Source organism: Flavobacterium sp. UMI-01 (assembly GCF_019656315.1).
Lineage (GTDB): Bacteria > Bacteroidota > Bacteroidia > Flavobacteriales > Flavobacteriaceae > Flavobacterium.
Map to the genome: position 1 here is coordinate 536,983 of NZ_BPLU01000038.1, position 22,614 is coordinate 559,596.

Sequence of the window (22,614 nt, forward strand, 5' to 3'; positions counted from 1 at the left end):
TGTAGATCTTGGCTATTATTTTAGTTCTATTGAAATCAACAAAATTGATTACAATTCCGTTTTTATTTTACTTTTTTAGTATTCGACTTAAAACGGCAATACATAAGTATAAACAAAAAAACAACAATCTAAATTAGGAATAATTTAAAAAACTACTCGTTGGCGCTACATGTTTTATCAATTAAGAATTTTTACCCCAAAAAAAAATGCCCTATTTTCAATTGAAAACGGAGCATTTTTTTATAAAACTTCCTAATTTGTATCTCAAAAAAGAGACCACTAAATTCTGTCAAAAATTCAACAAAGCAATTATTTGATTTTCTTTTGTCCTTAAATTAATCAACTCCTAAAAATGTGTTTTGACCAAATTTAAACACTTGAGAAGGTGTTCTCGCTTCTTTAAATAAAGGTTTTATCTTGGCAACAACCTCAGGATGCTTGCTAGCAATATTGTTTTTTTCACCTAAATCACTTTTAAGATCATACAACTCCAATGGAGCATGAGGATTTTTCAATACATTGTATCTCACTGCTTTCCAATCCCCCATTCTGATGGCTTGACGCCCTCCTTTTTCATGAAACTCCCAATACAAATAAGCATGGTTGTTTTGTTTTTTAGTATTTCCTACAAGGGTAGGCAAGAAAGATATTCCATCTAAGTTTTTTGGACTTGGTACTCCAATGATTTCAGAAAACGTTGGGAATACATCCCAAAAGGCTGAAACATGATTACTCTTAGTACCCGCTTTGATTTTGTTGGGCCATTTTACAATCATTGGAACACGAATTCCTCCTTCGTATAAATCGCGTTTTACTCCTTTGAAAGGACCGTTGCTATTGAAATATTCAGGGTCTGCTCCACCCTCGATATGAGGACCATTATCCGAAGTAAATACAATAATAGTATTATCAGCAATACCCAATTCGTTTAGCTTACTCATTATCTCGCCTACTTGTTTATCAAGTAAATCAATCATGGCAACAAAAGCAGTATGCGATTCTTTTTGAGGCATATAGCCTCCTTTACTCAATTCCTCTTTCGAAAACTTTCCGTCAAATGCTTTTTCTGGCAAAAATTTGTTTCTGTATTTATCCATTTGCTCTTTGGGGGCTACTAATTCAGCATGTGGAATAATAGAGGCTACATAAGCAAAGAATGGCTTGTTTTTATTTTGCTCTATAAATTGGATTGTTTTTTCATGAATTAAGGCAGGAGCATATAATTTATTTCCCAAATTTTTATTTTCAGTTAAAACAATCGAATCTCGATTAGACCATAAATGATCTGGATAATACTTATGTCCAAGACGCTGGCAGTTGTACCCATAAAAAACATCAAAACCTTGGTTAACAGGATCTCCTTCTGAACCTGGGAAACCAAGCCCCCATTTTCCAAAAGCGCCCGTAACATACCCCGCTTTTTTCATCATCTTGGCTAGCGTGTAGGTGTTTTTAGGAATTGGATACTGTCCTTCCGGTTGCACTTCTTTATTTCCTCTAATAAAAGTGTGCCCCGTATGCAACCCCGTCATTAAGGCAGAACGTGAAGGTGCACAAACAGCACTCCCTGAATAATGTTGGGTAAACAACATCCCTTGAGAAGCGAGTTTGTCAATATTGGGTGTTTTAAATTTTTGTTGTCCGTAACAACTTAAATCCCCATAGCCTAAATCATCGGCAAGGATGTATATTATATTCGGTTTGCTTCCTGACTGAATGCCTTTATCAGTTAATGGTACTTCATTAGTAGCAGCTATACTTTGGCCTGTTGAAAACAACAACCCCGTTACTGAAAGCAAAATTAATTTGGAAATTTTAAACATGTGAACTTGGTAAAAATTAATTTTTATTGTTTTGGGCATCTATAAAAATGCTCATTCAAAAGTACGCCCTTCCTTTATCCTGCAAATCTCTTTTAATACCTTTAAATGTTGCGTCATCAAACTTTTGCTTCAAAAACAGTCAATTGCAACATTTTTACCCCTATAATAAAACATAATGTAGCGACACACCCAAGATAATGCGGCTAAAAAAGAGTATCTTTAGCTTTGTGTTTTTAGGACACCTCCATACCATTACAACCATAAAACCCAATAAACCACATGAATAAATTTACAAAAAAGAACGCTCTTATAGCTCCTTTCAAATGGCTATTTGTACTTTTTTTTACTGTTTTTACTTGCTTTTCTCAATCCAATAATTCATCATTTTACAGTTTAAATATCCAAGGGGCTTTATTCAATAAAAAAGTAAATACCTTATTTGTAGATAGTATTGGATTTTTATGGATTGGTACCAATTCGGGTTTATACCGCTACGATGGACATAATTTAATTGAATATCAAAATAGTGTTTTTGATACGTACTCTATTCCTAACAACAGTATAAATTCTATCGTAGAAGACAACAATAACAACCTTTGGATAGGAAGTGAAAGTTTCTTAATTTATTATGATCGCAAACAAAATAAATTTAATGGTTATTACAAAAACAATACCTCGGTTGTTTTAAAAAAAACGTCTGATGGTAAGATATGGGTAAATGCTCGAAATATTGGTTTAGTTCAAATTGAACCCAATCAAAACATTGATAAAATTCAATTGCAAACCCATTTTAATTACAATGAACTAAAAAATTTAGTAAAGTTTGACAAACAAATCAACGCCATTGTTGAAGACAGCTTTAAAAGAATGTGGACAGGTACCTCCAAAGGAATTTACCTGCTTAACAAGAAAAACCACTACGTTCCTACCAACTTTACCCAAGAAGTAGTTACAATGAAAGACATGAGCAACAACCGTATTGCCGTGTTGACCAAAAGAGACTTGTACATAGTCCTTTATAATAAAGCAGACCATAACCTTGAAATTTTAGAGGCTTATCCTAACTTTATGAATTCCTTTGGTTCACAAGGAAATGGAAACACCATGACTTTTAGTCCAAATGGTCAAAATATTTGGATTGGAACATCTGATGGCTTAATAAAAGCGTCTAGGAATAACAATAAATACCAATTTAGTCATTACTCAAAAGGTACCTCCAACGGAAACCTATTGAGTAACCAAATTTCGACACTTTTATTTGATTCTTATGACAACTTATGGATAGGCTCCTCCAATGGAATCAACAAACAAATAGCCCGAACGGCATTATTTGACTTTAATGCTGTCGAAAATTTTTCTAAAATTAAAAACTCTTTTCTCAATTGTATTTTACAGGACACAGGAAATAATCTGTTGATAGGTACAAATAACGGACTGTATCGATACAATTCTAAAAGCTATACTTACAGCGAAATCGAGGCAAGTGCCGCTACAAAGATTACCCAAATCAATACTGTCTTTTACAACTATGATAAAACAGAACTCTTCATTAGTAGTGATTCTGATTTATACAAATCCGTTAATTACAATCCGAACGCCAACAGAATCCAATTAATCAAAATCAAATCCTACAATAAACGTATTACCGATGTGAATGTAATAAGTTCAAAAGAAATTTGGGTTGGCTTATGGGAAGGCGGTATTGACGTAATTAATACAGACAATACCATTTCTAAATTTAAAAAAGAAGTGGTTAGAAAACTAGCCAACCACCATACCTCAGCCATCTATTTAGCGAGTGATTTCAAGTTATGGATTGGAACCCGAGGAGAAGGTCTCTATAAAATAGATTTAAATCACGAAACCTTTAAAGAATACAAACCCAGTAAGGATGGATTGTCTTCCAATGCTATTTTAGCGATTCAAGAGGATCACAAAAAAAGAATCTGGATTGGAACCCGAGGAGGCGGTCTAAATTTATATGACAAAAAAAGAGATTCCTTTAAAAACTTTAATAAAAATAATGGTTTAGCACCTAAAACCATTGCCGCCATTGAAGAAGACAACAATGGTACTATATGGATGAGTACGCAAGAAGGACTCACTTGTTTTAATCCTGCAAATGAAAAGTTTACCCCTTTTGGTAGTGAAGATGGCATTAAACTCATCCAATTTGTATATAATTCTAGTGCAAAAAGCAAAAACCAACTTTACTTTGCAAGTTCGGAAGGTTTTTATGTGGTACATCCCAAACATTTTTTACAAAAACACAAAGCCCCATCAACAGTCATTACCAATTTCTTAACATTAGAAGCCTCAAAAAACACCCAAAACACCCCTGACATCAGTGATTCTTCAACCATTAATATCAATGCTAATGAACCTATTGTTTTACCATACGACAAAAACAATATTGTAATTAACTTTTCGTCATTAGATCTAACTTCGCCTCGAAAAAATGAATACAGCTATATCTTAGAAGGCTTAAACAACTATTGGGTACACACAACGGCATCAAACAGGAATGCCAACTACAATGACCTCGCTCCTGGTACTTATACGTTTAAAGTAAAAAGTGCTAATAGTGATGGTATATGGAATGAAAAACCAACCGTTTTAAAATTTACCATTACGCCCCCATTTTGGAAAAGTACAATTGCCTATATTATCTATTGGATTCTTTTTGGGCTATTGATTTACTTTAGCTATGTTCTTATCAACAACTGGTACAATCTAAAAAACAATTTGATTAAAGAAACCATTAGTAGAGAAAAAGACAATGAATTCAACAACATGAAAATGGTTTTCTTTACGGATATTTCACATGAATTACGTACCCCATTGACTTTAATTCTTGGGACTATTGAAAAAGTTATCAAAGAAAAAGAGTACCAATTGAATCCGCTTACGGCACAACGCATTTACAACAATACCCTTAGAATGCTTCGATTGATTAATCAAATTTTGGATGTTCGAAAGTTTGATGTTGGAAAATTAAAACTAACCATCTCTAAGAACAACATAGTTGAAGACATCAAAATCATTAAAAACAGTTTTAATGACTTTGCTAAAATAAACGGTATAGAGTATCAATTCATTTCCCAAGAAGACAAGATAATAGGCTGGTATGACGTAGATATTTTGGAGAAAATTCTCTTTAATATTTTGTCCAATGCTTTTAAATTCACCAAAGAAAATGGTATTATTTCCGTTATCCTAGCTTATGCACAACCTGATGAGAATGATGCTATGGATTTGGATTTTGGAAATAATACCTATATAAAATGTGCCGTTAGGGATAATGGTATTGGGATTCCCAAAAAAGATTTAGAATACATTTTTGATCGCTACTATCAATCCACACAAACAAGCTCCAATCACGTTCCGGGAACTGGAATAGGTATGGAATTAGTTCATAAACTCATCGAAAGACACCATGGTGTAATAAAGGTGGAGAGTGAAGAAAACATCTTTACTGAATTTACTTTTTACTTACCAATTAACAAAAAAAGGTATCCAAAAAGCGAACGCATCAATTCAGGCATGCCTCTCAAAAAGAGTTTTATCGAAAGTTCTGAATTCCAAGTTATTGACGAAATATCATCCGAATTTGATAGCCATGCTAACGCAAAAAACAAAACGAAACCCTCTCTTTTATTGGTTGAAGATAATCTAGAATTGAGAACCATGTTGAAAGAAGAGTTAATCGAAGAGTATCGCATCTTAGAAGCTTCTAACGGAAGTGAAGGCTACGAAATTGCGCTTCAGGAAAAACCATTATTAATCATCAGTGATATTCTGATGCCTATAGAAGATGGGATATCCATGCTCACCCGTCTTAAAGATAACAATGAAACCCACAACATTCCTATTTTTATGCTTACCGCAAAAACAGCCGTGGAAACTAAAATCAACTGTCTTAGTCTGGGGGCTCAAGACTATATAGAAAAACCTTTTAGTCTTGAATTTGTCAAATGGAAAGTAAAAAATGTATTGGATTCGAGACAAGAACTAAAAGAGAAATACAGTAAAGTAATTACCACCGAACCATCCGAAATTGAGATTGAATCCAATGATGAAAAATTCATAAAAAAATTAATCAAAATTATCGAGGATTCTATGAATGATAACTTATTGAGTGTTGAATATCTTGCTTCAGAAGTAGGAATGAGTAGGGCCAATTTGTATCGAAAACTCCAGTCAATCATCAATGATACTCCTGTGAATTTCATCAAAACCATTCGACTCAAACGTGCTGCTCAATTGCTTAAAAAGAACGAAATGTACATCTCTGAAATCGCTTATATGACTGGATTTAACAACCAAAAATACTTTGGTAAATGTTTCCATAAAGAATTTGGCATGAGTCCTACAGAATACATCAAAAAATACGCTGAAAAGGAGAAAAATGAAAACATCGATTTCAGTTAGGATTATCCCATAAAAAATAGTTATCAAATCGTAACACAATAGCTAAAAAAAAGCGACTTCACCAAAATAGGGAAGTCGCTATATTTTTTGTTCGTTGAAACGAACCTTCTTTCAAATTTCTTTAAAAGGAGAACTTATTAATGTGCGTTACAGTTGAAAAATTTTCTCCATCAAAAGCCATTTTTCTCCTTCTTTAGCTATAGGTAATGCTTGTTGGTAGTTCCACATTAAGGTTTCCCACTCTTGAACTTTTGGGTTTTCGGCATCACTTTTTTGTTTTTTATCAAATGAAAAAGAAGCATTTACTTCCATAATCATAAACAAGCGATTCCCCACACAATAAATTTCAAGATTCTCAATTCCAGCCCCTTTAATGCTTTGAATGATTTCAGGCCAAACCTTTTGATGATACTCTTTATATTCTTCGATTAATCGCGCGTCATCCTTTAAGTCTAACGCAAAACAATATTTATCCATATATTTTTTTACTATATAATTAAATTTTTACTCGTGTTTACGAAACACATGACATCCGTACCAAGCTATATATACGAAACACAATAGCGGAAGTATGAATGAAAAATTAACCTCTGAAACGCCCATAATTTTAGTATCTGCAACGCCATTTCCTCCAGCATCGATAATCATTCCTTGAAGCATAGGCAATAATGCTCCACCTACAATGGCCATTACTAGTCCTGCTGAACCTACTTTGGATTGTTCTTCGGTTAAATCATTTAATGCAATTCCATAAATAGTAGGGAACATCAATGACATGCAAAAAGAAATTCCTACCAAACAGTACAATCCTACCATCCCTACAATAAACATGGAGCCCAAAGACATTGCTACAGCTAATAATGAAAATGCCATTAGCAATTTACCTGAACTCATATAACGCAACATTGCAGTTCCCACAACACGACCTACTGTAAATAATACAAAGGCTAAAAATTGATAACTAAAAGCATCTACTTTTTCATAGCCTACCACATTAGCATTTGCCAAGTCAATCGCTTCAGCATATTGATAGATATAGGTCCAAGTCATGATTTGTGCTCCTACGTATAATATTTGAGCAACAACTCCTAAAACATATTTTTGATTGGCTAATAATACCCCAAAAGTATGTCCTAAACTTGGCATATCTCCTTCTTCTTTGGATTGTGGCATTTTATTGACTAAAAACAACACAAAAACGCCCGTGATTACTAATCCTAACACTACATAAGGATCACGAATAATTGCTAAATCAGCCACTCTAATCATCGCTCTTTGCGCTTCATCCAAAGCTCTAAAATCAACAATATCATCGGATTGTAAATAGTCGTACACAAAAAACTTTGCCGCTAATAATCCTGCAATTAATCCTACTGGATTAAAGGATTGTGCCAAATTCAAACGCTGCGTAGCTGTTTCTTTGGCTCCCATTGCGAGGATATAAGGATTGGCAGCCGTTTCTAAAAAGGCAAGCCCAAAGGTTAAAATATACAAGCCCAAACAGAAAAACCAAAATTTTTCAGTGATTGCAGCGGGATAAAACAATAAGGCACCTACTGCATAAAGTCCTAAACCTATAAGTACTCCTACTTTATATGAGTATTTACGCATAAACATGGCAGCAGGTAAAGCCATACAAAAATAACCTCCGTAAAAAGCCATTTGCACCCATGACGCTTGGGTGTTAGACAATTCTAATACTTTCTTAAAAGCATTGACCATAGGGTCAGTTACGGCATTAGCAAACCCCCATAGTGCGAATAAAGAGGTTACTAAAATAAATGGAAAGAGTATCGACTTGGATACTACAGCTACTTTTGGTGTTTGATTCATTTGATTTAATGGGTTATCTGGTTAATTAATTTTTATAATTAGATTATTCTAAAGCTCTATCTAAATGAGTGTAACCTCCATCAACATAAATCAATTGACCGGTAGTATGACTCGATTTTTCAGACAACAAAAAGGCTACTGAATCACCAATTTCCTCAGCAGTTGTCATTCTTTTTTCTAGTGGGATATTCTTTGTGATGGCCGCTAATTTTTCTTCTTTATTTGGAAAAGTACTAATCCATGATTCGTATAATGGTGTGTAACATTCTGCTACAATTAGCGCATTAACACGAATACCATAAGGCAATAATTCTACGGCCCATTCTCTCGTTAACGCATTTCTACCTCCATTAGAAGCCGCATAACCAGAAGTACCTCCTTGACCAGTATCGGCCGTTTTAGAACCTATGTTAACGATAGCCCCTTTGCTCTTTTTAAGTTCAGGCAGGGCATATTGAGCCATCAAGTAATAATGTACTACATTGCGTTTTAAAGACATTATAAAGCCCTCATAATCTCCAGACTCCAAACCTACACCGTCATTGACACCAGCGTTATTTACTAATCCATCAATACGACCATATTTCGCTACGACAGCATTCACCGCTTCTTTACATTCTTCTGGATTTGTTAGCTCTGCAATGGTAGCAAAAACTTCAACACCTCCTGCTCCTAAGGTTTCCATCACTTCATCTACACTTTGTTTGTTTCTTGTAATGATGGCAGGTATAGCTCCTTCTCGAATCAATGATTCTACAATTCCTAAACCAATTCCTTTAGAACCACCTGTTACGATTATAACCTTGTCTTTTAATTTTAAATCCATTATTATATTCTTTTTATTTATAAATTATAAACTTTTATGGCATTATTAGCCATTATATTTTGTTTTTCTTCATCTGAAAAGCTAACAAAATAATCTTCTATTATCCCTAATACTTCTTGGTAAGTTGCTGCTAATAAACACACTGGCCAATCAGAACCAAATAAGAGTCGGTCTGTTCCAAATGCGGCTACAATAATATCTAAAAAAGGTGAGAATAACGAGGTTTTCCATTCAAAATTTTCTGTTTCAGTCACTAATCCTGAAAGCTTACAAGACACATTTGGAAAACTCGCCAATAATTGGATTTGCTTTACCCATTCGCTATCCAATTCTGCTGACATTTGAGGTTTTGCAATATGGTCTAAAACGAAACGTTGGTTTGGAAATTTTTGCACCAACTGAATCACATTTTTAAGATGTTTAGGAAAAACCAAAATATCATACACCAAATTGAATTGTGCCAATTTACTAATCCCATTTTGAAAATCCTCTCGCAAAACAAATTCTTCATTTTCAGCTTGAACGATATGACGAACTCCTTTGAACAATTTATTTTTGGCAAAGTATTCCAAACGTCCTTCAACATTGCCAGCACATAAATCCACCCAACCCACTACTCCTTTTATGAAAGAATGGTTCTCTGCGCATTGCAACAAAAAATGAGTCTCTTCTTCGGATTGGTCAGCTTGAACGGCAATACAGCCAGACACTGAAGACACTTCTAATATCGGTTTTAAATCTTGTGGCAGAAAATCTTTTCGAATGACTGTCATTGAATCGTCAATCCAACTATCTCTTATGGGATCGTATTTCCAAAAATGTTGATGTGAGTCAATTATCATGAGTTGTTATGTTTAATATGTATTTTAAAATTTTATTTATTAAAAAAAAGGGGCTAATCGATTATAGGCTGAACAACAAACTGGTCTTTCAACTTAATATCTACAGATGAACTCCCTACTAATACCTCAAAAACACCAGGTTCAACTGTTTTATTCATATTCTTATCCAAAATAGCTAAATCATCAGGCGATAAAGTAAAATGAACTGTTTTTGTTTCGTTCGGTTTTAAATGTATTCTTTCAAAACCTCTCAAAATAGATTCATAGGTTGTCACACTACTCACCTTATCTTTTAGATAGAGTTGAACAATTTCATCACCCGCCCTTTGCCCTGTATTCTTTACTTTAAAAGATACTTTTACATCTGCTTGGGGTTTTAATGTTTTAGGAGTCACAACTAAATCACTATATGCAAAAGTAGTATAACTTAATCCGTATCCAAAAGGATATAAGGGGCCTAGAACACGAGTGTTTCCGTACCCATTTGGTCCTTCACCGGGTTGTCCTGCTTGAGAACCGGGTTTAAACGGAAAATTAAATGGAATTTGTCCTACTGATTTTGGAAAAGTAACCGATAATTTTCCTCCTGGATTGTAGTCTCCAAATAAGGTTTCGGCAATGACATCACCAGCAGCGGTACTAGGAAACCAAGCTTCTAATATGGCTGGCAAAAATTTATTTTCCCAATTGATGGTTAAGGGTTGGCCATTGATTAAAACCAATACCACTGGTTTTCCTGTAGCATAAAGCGCTTGTACCAATTGAAACTGACGTCCCGGAAGTCCAAGACTAGTACGGGATTTTGTTTCACCTACTCTTAATTCGTCTTCTCCCACAACAGCAATAATGACATCCGATTGTTTGGCTTTTTCTACAGCAATAGCGATGTCTGCTTGTTCAGTTGAAGATAATGGAGTGGGAATAATTTCGCTACCCGGCCAGTCAGGATCTACGACCTCACAGCCTTTGGCATAATCCACCTGTGCCTTGTTACCAACATATTTCTTTATTCCTTCATATACAGAAACAGAAGGGTTAAAAGCTGGACCATAACGACTAAAAGTAAAATTGAGTTCGTCAGCCAAAGGACCTGTTACTAAAATTTTTTTTGTTTTACTGATGTCTAAAGGCAGAAGATTGTTTTCATTTTTAAGTAAAACCAAAGACTCACGATTGATTTGTTTTGAAAACGCCTCGTCATCAGCTGTATGAACGATTTGGTCGGCTTCTTTTGGATTTTTAACATAGGGGTTGTCAAACAATCCCAATCTGAATTTGACTCTCAGCACATCGGCTACTCTGCTATCGATGGTTTTCATCGAAATTTTTCCTTCTTGAATCAACTCACGCAAGGGTTCCACAAACGATTCTGGTGTTCTGAAAGTGGTACGTACATTCAAACCTGCTTCTATAACCTGCCTTACCGCTTCTTTATAATCTTCGGCCACATGATGTTTATCCGATACATATTCGACAGCCTCGCTATCCGAAACCACATAGCCATTGAAACCAAATTTCTCACGAAGCAATTCGGTTAGAAAATAATGACTTGCCGTAACAGGAACGCCATCATAATCATTGTAACTACTCATCACGCCCATAGGAGCGGCTTCTTTGATTACGCGTTCAAAAGGATACAAATGCAATTGAAACATTTCGCGTGGAGCCACGTGTGGATCGGTTCTCGCATCACCATCACGAGCACCTTTTGGAATACTATAAACTGCAAAATGTTTAATCGTTGAAGCGACACCTTGAGATTGAATCCCCAAAGTCATTTGTTTCCCTAATTCGGCGATATGATAAGGGTCTTCACCATAACATTCTAGTACCCTTCCCCAACGTTGGTCACGAGCTACATCCAGAATGGGTGCATACACATTGGTATAACCCAACGCTTTGGCTTCACGCCCCACCATTTTTCCTGCTTTGTAAACCAATTCTTTATTCCAAGTACTTCCAATACCAATTGGTGCGGGAAGTGGCGTTGCTTTTTCATGACATAAACCATGCACTCCTTCATTGGTAAAATCAACAGGAATTCCCATTCGAGTTTCCTCTACAAACCATTTTTGAACTTTATTGATAGTCTCAGCATGTTTGCTATAGGGAAACGCATATTGGGTATGTGTCTTTTTTTGGTTCCAAATGGTATTTAAATGCTCGTCAATATTCGCAATCCCATCTTTCCAAACCCTCGACTTCCATTTGTCATTAGGAAGCTCATCTTCTAAAACACGAGCAAAACCATATAAGGTTACAAGTTGACACGTTTTTTCCTCAACATTCATTAAGGAAATCAAATTAGTCACTCGTGCTTCCAAAGGCGCTTTGCTGTCTTCAAACACATCTTTGATTCCGTTTTTATTAAAATCAATCCAATCTTTATGATAAATGTTTTTTTTACCTGGTTTCATTCCTGTAAAAAGAAATGAAACAGACAAAACGATGCCCAATTTATAATATCTAATTAGTTGTTGCATGTTTATTTAAATTCAAAGAGTTTTTGAAGCAAAAAGCTTCTACCATTTTGGAATGCGGAACAACCGTCTTCAACCTGACGCAATTTCAGCATTACCGATTCAACCATAATCAATTCCCTATAGTAATTCATGTATTGTTGTGCGTACAAATCTTCAGTAGTAAAATAAACGGAAAACTCTCTACCCAAGACCTGTTGATTTAGAGGCTCAGTAATTTTTTTACTTTGACTTTGTGTATGCTCAATAACTAAGTTTACTATTAAAAGAAACAGTATTCTGGTTGTCGTTTTCATTATTTTGATATCAATTGATATACTTTAAAATTATCAACTGTCATGTGGTTTTTAACCGTCCTTAATCCAAAATACCCTGAAGTATAAGGTGCTTTATCTACAAAATCTGCTAACAAAACATTGTCCCTGTAATATTGAATAATAGAATCATGAGCTACAATCTTTATGTGATAGGTTTTGTTAGGCTCCAACATAAATTTAGCGTCTTTTAAATCGTGTTCTGGTAACAAAGGTCTTTCACCATTGCCCACATAACGTCTAAAACGAGTGGTTTTATTATCATTACCTCCTACGCCCATGTAGTACAATTTTAGCCCATCGTAATTAGAAAACTTCCCTCCTCTTTTTTCAGCATTCGCAAATAGATTGGTTGGATTTTCAGGGTCATTGGCCATCCAAAAACAGTTTAAATCCGAAACCCTATCATTAGCGCCACCATTTTGAATAATAAATACATCGTATTCAATTACAATAGAACCGCTTAATTTATTTTTGAACCAAACCGTGCAACCCGCTTCATCATCGATTTCAAGTTTGCCATCCTTGACAGCAACTTTCCCATTTGGCATTTGCTCGACAAGCCAATTTTCCATGCCATCACTAAATGTTTCATTGTACAAGAGCTTGGTATTCAAAACTCCGCCTTTTACAGTAATGGTTTTTATCTTATTCCCACACGAAAGGGTTCCCATTAAAAAAACAAGGATTACAAAATAATGGATTATTTTACTATAATTCGACTTATTCATTCTATTTTAATTAATTTGATTGATTAATATTAAACTCCACGGACTTATCGTACGATTAATAGTAAGATTTCCTTTGCTATCCGCATTTACATAAGACGTCAACATGTTATTAGCATATTGTTTCATTACCTTAATCTCTTCTCTCGTTGGGGGTTCGGGTTTTCCAATGGCTTCCCAATAATTATGAATATTACCATGGTCTTTATCCAAAATTTCAATTTTAAATGAAGCGCCTGGTCTTAATCCTGTCAAAGTGAAGTTTAATTCTTTAGCGGTACCCGTTTCTCTTTTATTATTCCCAGAAGGAACAGCATTTTCATATTCTTGAGGATAGTTATAGGCTAGCGCAACAATATTTCCGTTAGTTGATTTTTTACTCACAAACAAATAATCATTTTTATACAACTTAGTATCTCCTAATTGATGCAACATTCTATACGCATGGTAAGATGGTTTTACCAATCCTTGGTAATTGATCATTCCAAAACCTCCGTGAAAAATCTTCGCAGCACCTCCTTTTTCTTCAAAAATGTCTGTAAAAGTCCAGTAGGATAAGGAATTGGTCAAACCAATACAATCCAAATTTGTTTTTACAATATAAGCCGCTGCTGGCAAACGATCATGCATGTCATCACGACTACTCGGACTGGTGCTCCATTCCGTTAAATGGATTTCTACATTAGGAAATGCACTTTTGGCAATGGTTTTTTTCAACCATTCCAAATCTAATTTGGTTGAACCTACAAAACGAGTCAATCCTCTCCCTTTTCCTGTTTCTGGATTAAAAGCATAATCGGTTGGATAAGGATGTGTACTCACAAAATCAACGGGTAGATTCTCTTTTTTACAATATTTTAAAAAATCTTCTATCCATACGCCATGCCATTGCAGACTGTTGATATCCTCAGTATTAAATAAGGCATCCGAGGCTTTATCATCTGTAACTTCACCATCAAAACGGGTATCAGGTACAAAGTTACTCGTAGATGGACCACCTACTTTAAATCTTTTATCCACCGAACGAACAGCAGTAACGGATTGTTTGTACAACTCAAAATATTGCGACTTGGTTCCATCCCAAAAAAACGGATGTAAGTTGGGCTCGTTCCATACTTCAAAATACCAGGTTAAGACTTCCTCTCTACCGTAACGGTCCACGCAATGCTGTGTAAAAGCTTTGACCAAATCATGCCATTTTTGAAAAGAATCGGCAGCAGGAGTAACATTGGCTTTCCACCAAAAAACAGTTTTAGAATCTTTGGCAGCAAAACTGGATGGAAAAAAAGCCAATTCCACAAAGGGCTTCACTTTTAAATCCAACATTCTATCAAACAAATCATCGATATATTGCCAGTTGTACACAGTTTTTCCTTTCTCTGTAATAACTGGAAACATATCGTCGTGAAACAAACCGTGAAAACGAACATATTCGAAACCACAATTTTGTTGTACTTGCTCTAATTGTTCTAACCAGCCGGCTCTTAATCCTTCATTGGCACGACCTGCCCCCACCATCTTACTCCAATAGTGGTCAAACTTTTCTCCTTTTTCCTTAACATTTATCTTGACATCATTCTGGGCATTGAGTACCAAAGCACTCCCTAACGCCAACATAACTGCTAAATTATTCCTTAATTTCATTCTTATTTTTTTACTGTATCTTATATTATTAATTGTAAACTTTTATTATTTGCTTCAAAAACTCTACTCTTTTAATCCTAAAGTGGATTAATTTCTTCAACTGTTTTTCTATTTCTACTATTTAGAAACAACAATTGAACTGATTGAGGAAGGCGCTAACACCGCCGAGAACGATTGGTTGCCAATTTTGAAATTCATCTCTTTATCAGTCGTTTCTGGGTTGTTAACCAATACCATCACGCGTCCGTCTTTAAGTTTAAAAGCGATGTGGTTTTTCCCTTCTGATGATTTCAAATAATGGTCTCCGGGTTGCACATAATGCGATAAGTGTTTGTACAAATAAAACTCATCGGTATAGCGAATCGTTTTGGCTTCTTTATCAATCAATACCATCGCATTTTGAGGCCATCCCCAAGAACTCATTCCTTTTTTTTCTAAAACCATGTTCCAATACATATTAGACCCAGCGCCATTTTTAAAAAAGTGCACCATGGTCTCCCAAGAATTAGTGAGTGAAGTCCAATTGTTTTCCCCTTCGCCACATTTATTTTCAGTTTGCATGTATTTCAAATTTGGAAATTCTTTGCTTGTGGTTGGAATCGCCTTGGAGCCCGCCCATTGAAAACCAACACCTTTAATAAATGGAACTGCTTTTTTATTATCCAATACGGTTCTCACATAATTTGGATTTGCATAGTTCAACGTTCCCAACCAAATCTCGGTTTTCAACTTGTCTTTTTCGAATTGTGGACCTAAATATTCTCCAATAAATACGCCCAAATCCTCAGCTCTCCAAGTACAGCTAGGCCAGTTTGGTGCATACGCAATTTCATTTTGTGGCTGAATCGAATGCAAATCAATTCCTTCTGCTTTATAGGCTTGAACAAACTTTGAAAAATACAAAGCATAGGCTTTCAAATATTGGTCTTGCATTTTGAAAGCAGTAGCATTACTCAATATTTGTGCACCAGGATCCATTCTGTTCCCCATAGGTCGGTTGTTCCAGTCTCCCGCTCTCAAAGCATAATGTTCGTTCACTTTCATCCAAGCTGGAGGAGACCAAGGTGAAGCCCAAATTTGCAAATCGGGACGCGCTTTTATCGCTTGTTTCAAATATGGAATAAGAATGTATCTGTCTCTGTCAATATTAAAATCACGCATAACAAAATCACCCGGAACATCATTGTGGGTGTAATAACTCAACGAATAATCCGAAGCACCTACAGGAATACGGCACAGCGAAAAATTACAGCCTTCTTTTGAAAATAACGAATTGATAACTTCTTGACGGCCTTTTTCCTCTAATGATAAAATAGCCTCCCAACCCAACTCATTGAAAGCCCCTCCTATTCCGTCTATTTTTTGCAACAAACTATCCGTATAAACGGTAATGGATTCTTTGGAAGTCGTAGGTTTTTGCAAAACCTTTTTAGAAGTTACCCATCTTTGAGAAGCAGTGGTATAAACCATTGTTGCTTTTTGTGCAAAAAAAGTATTCGTTGTAAAAAACAAACTCAATATCGCCATTCCTTTTCGTGAATGCTTATAAAACGTAGTTGAAATCATAGTGTATTTTGAATTTTTCTTTTTTTATTTTTCTGAGGTAAAAACAGCCGCTGGCAAACCTTCTTTATTATACAAATTAGCCCCTTCAGGATTTCCTGTCCAAGCATAGCGCACATGGACTGGTGAAGCTACGGCATCACTCCAAACTTTAATTTTATTTTTTGAAATAATCTGTGCTTTGGCAGTTTTCCAATTTCCAGCTTCATCCGAAATTTCAAAACGGCTTAACGGCTCGTTTACTGCTATCGTAGGATTTAGTAAGTTCTTGTGCCCCACCATTAAACCAGAGCCTACTTCGTCAAAGGTAATTTCGATTTGGTTTCCTTTCACAACCCTACCTTTATACAAGGGACCACTAATCGCCGCTTGTTGTATCTTATAATCTTTTTGCAAAGCCCAAAGTGCTAAGCGTTTTCCAGCATCCATTTTATTATGCGGATGGATGTCTTTTGGTTCCCCAATATCATACAAAACAGCCATACCAGTATTGGGTAATTTCAAGCTACGTCTCAAATGGTCATTTACCGTTGCCCAACCTTTGTCAGCTTCGTCATTGGCTCTTAGACAAGCTGCCAATTGCACCCAATAAAAAGAAAAATCGCCTTGTTGCCAATCCTTTCTCCATCCTTTGACCATGGCTGTAAAAAAGGTTTCATATTCCTTAGGCATATATACCGCGTTGCTTTCCCCTTGGTACCAAATCGCACCTTTTATAGCATAAGGAATCACCGCATTCAGCATCCCGTTATATAAAGTAGCAGGAAGTTGCATATTCTTTGTAGGATGTGTCGCTGGTTTGGGTTTTTCGCCTTTACTTCCCTTTTCTTTCCATATTGCTAATTGACGTTCGTATTCTTCATCCACATAATCAGGGGCATCCATTTTTTCAATTGTTGCCTTGATTTCGTTTCTACTAGCTTCGAAATATTCTTTTAGATTGCTATCCGATAAATAGGTTTCTTCAGAAATCCAAGGTTGCACACGCGTTCCTCCCCAAGAGCATTCCACCAGTCCGACAGGTACTTTCAAGGCTTGACGTAATTCTTTGGCAAAAAAGTAGGCTGTTGCCGAAATATTTTTGACTTGTTGTGGCACAGCACTAATCCATTGTCCTTTAAAATCCGTTTGTTTCTCAAACAAAGAAGTGTTTTGAAGCACTTCAATATGGCGCAATTGGGAATCATTTGCAGTAGCAACTTCGTTTCGAATGTACTCCACCAATGGTTGATGTTGTGGGTCTTTGGAATCATTTAAAAATTTTGCTAAAGCAAAATCCATATTCGATTGTCCCGTGCACAACCACACTTCCCCTGAAAGCACATCATTGATGACAAGGGTGTTTTTTCCCGAAATGGTGATGGTATAAGGACCACCCGCTTTGGGCGTTTTTATTTTTACTTTCCAGCTGCCATCAGTTCCCGTTACCACGCTAGCACTGTTTCCCCAACTGCCTTTTACGGTCACTTTTTCACCAGCATCAGCCCAACCCCAAACTGGAATTTCCGTTTGACGCTGAACGACCATGTGGTCTGAAAAAAGTGGATTAACTTTTACATTCGCCCTTACAACTTTTGGCACTAATGCCAAAGTCACAAAAACGAATACCAACCTGATTTTTATTATCATTTTTATATTTTTAATGCACCGCTTTTGAATCCTATAATTTAGAATGATGCAATTTGGCGAAAAATAAAATCTTAAGCTATAACTGATTATTCATAGGCTATAAATGATGGTTCATTTCATTAAAACTATGTTCGTGATTCCCCGAAAACACAGATAAAATAACCAAAAAACAACAACCGCTATTTTATTCAGCCAGAAAATACAATCTTATTTATAGCCGAATCCAGTGCATAAAAAAGTATCACAACAACCTCAAAATTGAATGCCTTTAAACAAAATGAGCCCGATACATTATCGAGCTCACTTGTATAAAAATGAATTATAAAATCGTTTACCCTTTTGGGTATTGTCGATTAGTTATTGTTTCATTTAAGCTATTTCTTAGGTGTTTTTTTTTATTAGAAAATCACAAAATTTTAGTTCTTAATAAACTTAAATTTCTTTTTCGTTTTACGCCCTTCTAATGAAATAAAATAAAGCCCCTTGGAAAGATTGGTTACATCAATATTTTCAGTTTCTTGCGCAGTTGTAATCTTACCCTTTAAGGTTATTTTCCCACTACTATCAAATATGGTATATTGATTAAATTCTGAAGCAGGAGCGACAACCGATAAGGTGTTTTGAACTGGATTTGGGTGAATCCTAATCCTACTGTACTCGGTATCAAAATCCGTTGTTGCTAAGTTTGGATTCTTGAACTCAAACCAATTGATATTAAAAAGATAGCCACTTCCACCAGTAAAAACCAAATACACATCATGAGCGCCATTTGTTTCCGTTATATTTATTGATTTTGTTTGCCATTTTTGACTATTACCTGTACTCGTGATAGGCACAGTTCCGATTAATGTCCCCGTTTCACTACCCAATCTAACTTGTATATTACCAGTGTTTGTTCCAGCAACACGAACCTCTAAAACAGATGTACCTGTTAACCTTACATTGGGATACATCGCCCAATCGCCGTTATGAATCCAACCCACATTTAGACCACCATCGACATCTTTAGTTGTTTCGGTCTGAATTCCGAACATTTTTTCGTAATCTTCGGCTTGAATACGACCTACTAATTCAGGTTTTACTTCTTCTGGATCGGCCTGTACAAGTGCCACAGAAATCGTATTTAATTCAAATGAACTATCGGCTCCACTGAATAAAACTTTCATCGCCTGTACTCCTTTTGATAATCGAACGCCTCTAATAACGAAAAAATCTTTCCAATCGGTTAAACTTGTGGAATGGGAAGCTCCAAAAGGCACCGCCACTTCAGTAGTCACATCAGTCCCTCCAAAATTAAATTTAATTTTACCATTTCCGTTGGCAGCAGCATATCGTATGGCAATATCATACGTTCCATTTGACGGTACGCTCACGGTATAAGTAAGCCATTCACCTGATGCAATATTGGTAATAGCATTTCCCCCTTCACTGCAGGCTTTAATATCCACATGCTCATTGAGACGATAGGTACCTCCTGAATTTACGGGTGTGGTGTCATAATAGGTTCGGTTTTCACCATCAGTTACAAAATAATCAAAGTTTTCAGCTTCGATCGTCATTGGCAAAACATTCATCGCATAATTAGGCAAACCTGAGGAATCAAAACCTCTTATAGGATCTCCAAAACAATAATCGGGACGACGAAATGACAATCCGCCAAAACCAACATAAGCTCCACCTGATGGCCCTGTTTCATACCTTCCATTTGCAACAATAGAGTAATCCCTAGCTCGAATAGTCCATTTGGCGTCTTCTGGATTATTTAATCCTCTTCCTATGTAGTGTGCAATAGGCAACTCCCAAGTGTCTTCATTCTTAAAAGTACCTCGTGTTAAACAGGTTTCACAATTATCTACAACAGGACAAATTGCCAATGATTTTGTACGCAATGTGGCATCATTACGCTGTATGAATTCCCCTGATGCTGCAGTAGGTTCCCAAGGTGTAGTTTGATCAGGATAAGACTTAACATAGGAAACATTGTACTTTAATGTATATTCTAAACCTAACAATATTCTATTGTTTACCTTCCCCCAAAGGTCGTCTCCTTGATTCCAAGCTATTTCGGCAATCGAAGAGAGCACACCTAAACCAAAAGCAGTATGTCCTTGGTCTCTTGAACTTTCTTGGCACTGGCCATTTTCCCAAACATAATTAGTCAAAGCACCATTACCGTAAAAATTAGGTTCTGTTGCTAATTCAGTCATGTTGTAAGCTATTCGATATTTATTTTCGTCAATCACCGTGGTTTGTACATGTGGCCCTTTAGGAAATGGAATATCATCCTCACGACCAGGCATCATATTTATATACCGCCATGCACGATCATATATTCTTTCATCGTCAAGAAATACGCCAATAGCCATGGTCGTTCTAATACCACACAATTCCTGATTACCCGCACGAACAGGATCAAACTTGTATGCGCGCCAATACCAAGTACCATCTGTACTTAAATTTGACGGAATCGTAGTATTCGAATAGCCGGGATACACCAACATATCTTTAAATTTTTGGATATCAGTAGCTGTCCAACCTGGATACGTGCTTTTTATGAGCTCAGCTGCTTCAAGCATAATAATTATAACATTTGAAGTTAAGGCAGCTGTTCCATTGTACTGAACGTAAGTTAATCCTGTCCATGCATTTAAACATTCCACAGCCTTTTGCGCATGACGTTCGTCTCCTTCGATATACCAACGCAATGCGTTGTAATAGGCCGCACGACTGTCGCTCTCGAAAATCGTTAAATTGGTTTTTGGCGCATCGCGATAAATCTCTTTTAAAGAGGGGTTCCCTAGCACTTGATAATTATAACTTGCTTGCGTTTTACCAATCATATCAATGTAGGATGAATAATATGGTTCAATTTTAGCCTGTACCATATATTTCATACGGTCCAAATCTGATTTTTTGTGTGACAATCCCGGATGCACCATTTGTGCCTGAACTGAAATTGTTAAACATAAAAGCAGAAACAAATAATAGAGCTGCCCTCCTTTCAAGGAAAGCCTTTTTTGAATTCTCAAATGGTTCATTTTTTGGTTTTTGGTATTTTGGTTAATTAATTATAAACTAGCAAATTGCAGTAATCTTCTTAAACACTTAAGTATTTTTGTCCATGAAAAAAAATAATTTTCGTTAGCTAAATCACCTTACGATATTATTCAAAATATAACATTTGTACTATTAATTCCCATTCAAAACATATAAAAAAACACCCATTTCAAAATGAAATGAGTGTTTTTCAAAAAATTGACAATTTAAAATTACATTTTGTAAATTATTGTTTTACAATACGTTTTGTGAATTCGCCATTTTCAGTTTTCACATTAAATAAATAGATTCCTGTATTTAAGCCTGAAAGATTGATTTCTGATTGTGCATCATTTACTTTTTTAGTCAACAAAGCTTTACCATTCAAATCATACACAATTACATCCACAGCATTCGCCGAATCCATTTTTAAAGTTACATTTCCTGTTGTTGGATTTGGATAAACAACAGCTCCTAATTCTTTTTCTACATTGTGTGTACTTAACGGTGCGCTTTCTATGATGTTAGCTGCTCCTACTTGAAGCCAAGGTTGAGTAGTTTCATAAGTACTTTTCGTACCTGCAGGTACATAAATCTTTACATTCGTAGGAGTTATAGCTTGCCAAGTAGTGGTAGTATAAGTCCCCGTAGTAAATGTAACACTAGCAGGATTCGCCCATTTCACTGTCACTTCAGTCAAGGCTGCACATCCTCTAAAAAGTTGTCCTTTAATAGAACTTACCGAAGCTGGTATATTCATACTTGTAATTCCCGTTTCTCTTAATGCTCCTTCACCGATAATTGTTGCAATAGGAATATTTACTTTTGTGATATTAGTACAAAACACAAAAGTATAATCTCCAAAAGTAGTACAAGCAGGTAAATTCATTTCTCCTGTCAAACCAGTACAATTGGCAAAAGTATTAGAACCCGAATCAACAATATGATCCAAATTGATTGAGGTCAAATTTGGGTTAGTTCTAAATGAGTGAGCTGACAATGTCGTAACAGAAGGTGGTAATGTTACAGTTCTCACATTCGTATTTGCTGGATTTCTTCCAGTCCCGCTAGTAGCATGAGCACTAAATGCACCATTACCAATTTGTTTAACAGTATATGTTATTCCTAAATTCATAACAGTACCTGGTATAACGACATCAACTGGAGCACTTGGAAATACTGACCACCCTGTAACTTCGCAATAGTTATTAGTTACATCAATTACATTGTAATTGAATGTACCATCATTAAAAGTTTGCGCACTAATTGTCCCTGTTACCAACATGACAATCCATAATAGTAAAGTTTTTTTCATAAATAAAATGTTTAAGTTAGTTGTTTAAATTCACTATGCGATATTATTCAAAATCTAACATTTACACTATCAATTATCATTCAAAACCTATAAAAAAGCGCCCATTTTTCAACGAAATAGGCGCTTTTAAAATAAATTTGACAATATGAA

14 protein-coding genes are annotated in these 22,614 nt (G+C 35.8%); 1 reads left to right on the top strand and 13 read right to left on the bottom strand.

Features of this window, described 5'->3' with window-relative positions:
• Positions 1–335: 335 nt before the first annotated feature.
• Positions 336–1,823, bottom strand: a complete 1,488-nt coding sequence (locus tag K5R64_RS12545) for an arylsulfatase (RefSeq protein WP_220763887.1) — start codon at positions 1,821–1,823, stop codon at positions 336–338.
• Positions 1,824–2,102: 279 nt separating this feature from the next.
• Between K5R64_RS12545 and K5R64_RS12550 the strand changes: the two genes are divergently transcribed.
• A complete protein-coding gene (locus K5R64_RS12550; protein ID WP_220763888.1) occupies positions 2,103–6,254 on the top strand; it encodes a hybrid sensor histidine kinase/response regulator transcription factor in 4,152 nt (1,383 codons plus the stop codon).
• Positions 6,255–6,401: 147 nt separating this feature from the next.
• Here K5R64_RS12550 and K5R64_RS12555 read toward each other — a convergent pair whose 3' ends face one another.
• The 12 genes from K5R64_RS12555 to K5R64_RS12610 all read right to left on the bottom strand — a co-directional run bounded on the left by K5R64_RS12555 (position 6,402) and on the right by K5R64_RS12610 (position 22,464).
• Positions 6,402–6,731: an L-rhamnose mutarotase gene (locus K5R64_RS12555; RefSeq protein WP_220763889.1), complete on the bottom strand. Its 330-nt coding sequence runs from the start codon at positions 6,729–6,731 to the stop codon at positions 6,402–6,404.
• Positions 6,732–6,758: 27 nt separating this feature from the next.
• Positions 6,759–8,087 carry an L-fucose:H+ symporter permease gene (fucP, locus tag K5R64_RS12560; protein ID WP_220763891.1) on the bottom strand — a complete coding sequence of 443 codons (1,329 nt, stop codon included), beginning with the start codon at positions 8,085–8,087 and terminating at the stop codon, positions 6,759–6,761.
• A 43-nt stretch (positions 8,088–8,130) separates the two neighbouring features.
• The gene (locus K5R64_RS12565) at positions 8,131–8,913 is read right to left on the bottom strand and encodes an SDR family oxidoreductase (protein ID WP_220763893.1); all 783 of its coding nucleotides are present in this window, start codon (positions 8,911–8,913) and stop codon (positions 8,131–8,133) included.
• Positions 8,914–8,930: 17 nt separating this feature from the next.
• A complete protein-coding gene (locus K5R64_RS12570) occupies positions 8,931–9,755 on the bottom strand; it encodes an amidohydrolase (RefSeq protein ID WP_220763895.1) in 825 nt (274 codons plus the stop codon).
• 53 nt (positions 9,756–9,808) lie between these two features.
• A complete protein-coding gene (locus K5R64_RS12575) occupies positions 9,809–12,238 on the bottom strand; it encodes a glycoside hydrolase family 3 N-terminal domain-containing protein (protein ID WP_220763897.1) in 2,430 nt (809 codons plus the stop codon).
• Positions 12,239–12,240: 2 nt separating this feature from the next.
• Positions 12,241–12,531 carry a hypothetical protein gene (locus K5R64_RS12580; RefSeq protein ID WP_220763898.1) on the bottom strand — a complete coding sequence of 97 codons (291 nt, stop codon included), beginning with the start codon at positions 12,529–12,531 and terminating at the stop codon, positions 12,241–12,243.
• A complete protein-coding gene (locus K5R64_RS12585) occupies positions 12,531–13,280 on the bottom strand; it encodes a DUF6250 domain-containing protein (RefSeq protein WP_220763899.1) in 750 nt (249 codons plus the stop codon). Before K5R64_RS12585 ends, K5R64_RS12580 begins: the two co-directional genes overlap by 1 nt.
• A gap of 6 nt (positions 13,281–13,286) precedes the next feature.
• Entirely contained in the window at positions 13,287–14,921 is a 1,635-nt protein-coding gene (locus K5R64_RS12590) for a hypothetical protein (protein WP_220763900.1), read from the bottom strand.
• A gap of 117 nt (positions 14,922–15,038) precedes the next feature.
• Complete coding sequence (locus K5R64_RS12595) at positions 15,039–16,487, bottom strand: hypothetical protein (RefSeq protein WP_220763901.1); 1,449 nt, start codon at positions 16,485–16,487, stop codon at positions 15,039–15,041.
• Positions 16,488–16,511: 24 nt separating this feature from the next.
• Positions 16,512–18,113 (bottom strand): sialate O-acetylesterase, encoded by a 1,602-nt coding sequence (locus K5R64_RS12600; protein ID WP_220763902.1) that lies wholly within the window; start codon positions 18,111–18,113, stop codon positions 16,512–16,514.
• A gap of 416 nt (positions 18,114–18,529) precedes the next feature.
• Positions 18,530–21,151, bottom strand: coding sequence for a carbohydrate-binding protein (locus K5R64_RS12605; RefSeq protein WP_220763903.1), 2,622 nt, complete (start codon positions 21,149–21,151; stop codon positions 18,530–18,532).
• A 245-nt stretch (positions 21,152–21,396) separates the two neighbouring features.
• On the bottom strand, positions 21,397–22,464 hold the full coding sequence (locus K5R64_RS12610) for a leucine-rich repeat domain-containing protein (RefSeq protein ID WP_220763904.1): 1,068 nt from the start codon (positions 22,462–22,464) through the stop codon (positions 21,397–21,399).
• Positions 22,465–22,614 lie beyond the last annotated feature (150 nt).